Genomic DNA, 1489 nt, shown 5'->3' with positions numbered 1-1489 from the left:
GAATGGCACTTACTTAACAGCTAACCTTCTGATATGACTACAAAAAATGAAAAAAGGCCGTCCTTGGTCTACGGTGATAGTTGCGAACAAACACCACTAGAACAAGGACAGCCCGCGTGAATCGTAGACGTCAAATCGTCAGGCATCAACAGCAGCGCATTCAGCAGCACGCCAAAAACAGCAATGCCCATGTGTTCTTCAAGCTCCTCGCCGATCCAGAGTTGCTACAGCGTGTCGAGTCAGTGATGCCCAAGCATCGTCAACGGTTGTTCCCGCCGACTGAAACACTGTCGATGTTTCTGGCCCAAGCCATGAATGCCGACCGTTCTTGTCAGAAGGCCGTGAATGATTTTTCGATCAAACGTTGCTGCGATGGGCTAAGCCCCAGCAGCGTGTACACCGGCGCTTATTGCAAAGCACGGGCGCGGTTACCGGTAGAGATGGTTTCAACGTTGTTGCGCTCCACGGGATCATCGATGAGCAACAACGCGTCACCATCCTGGCGCTGGATGGGGCGTCCGGTGCGCCTCGTAGATGGCACCACGGTGACTCTGCCAGACACTGCGGCCAACCAAGCTGCCTATCCGCAATCGCGTGGTCAGAAACCCGGACTGGGTTTCCCCATCTGCCGTTTGGTAGGAATCATTTGCCTGGCCAGCGGTGCTGTTTTAGATGCCTCGCTGGGACGTTTTCGAGGCAAAGGTGGCGATGAACAAACGCTACTCAGGACGATGCTCGACACTCTGAATCAAGGCGACATTGTGTTGGGTGACGCCTACTACGCAACGTACTTTTTGCTGTGCGAACTGCAACGTCGTGGGATCGACGGCGTATTCGAACAATATGGCGCTAGGCGGCGCAGTACCGACTTTCGGCTCGGACAATCGCTGGGGCCGGAAGATCATTTGGTTGAGCTGACAAAACCTAAGAATCGACCTTCTTGGATGAGCCAAACTTATTACGACGATGCGCCTGAAACACTGACAGTGCGTGAACTGAAAACCGGCGGAAAAATCCTGGTAACCACCTTGAACTGCCCGCAGCAAGTCCCCAAGGCTGGGCTCAAATCACTGTACAAAGACCGTTGGCATGTTGAGCTGGATCTGCGCAATATCAAGACAACGCTGGGACTTGAAACGTTGAGCTGCAAGACACCTGGCATGGCTGTAAAAGAGTTATGGGTGTATCTGCTGGCGCATAATTTGATTCGGATGATCATGGCCAAATCAGCGCAATTAGCTGATTGTTTGCCACGCGAGCTTAGCTTTAAACATAGCCTTCAATTATTCCTTGCGATGCGGCAGTACGGCGCCGACGAACAAGGCGATAGGGTGCAGGATTTGCTCAAGTTGATCGCCAGGAAACGTGTCGGAAACCGGCCGGGACGGATTGAGCCTCGCGCCATAAAACGAAGGCCCAAGCCTTACCCGATACTGATGCAGACGCGTTCGGCGGCAAGGGCCGAGGTCAGGAAAAATGGACATCCGAA

Annotated in this window: 1 protein-coding gene; it reads left to right on the top strand. The window is 53.3% G+C overall.

The genetic code is table 11. From position 1 onward, the window contains the following. Positions 1-116: 116 nt before the first annotated feature. Positions 117-1489 (top strand): IS4 family transposase (locus ACODSV_RS36200; RefSeq protein WP_489047515.1); only part of this gene is annotated, 1373 nt, incomplete at its 3' end.

The sequence above is a fragment of the Pseudomonas sp. FG86 genome (assembly GCF_057808775.1).
This window is presented reverse-complemented; position numbering and strand designations above follow the sequence as displayed.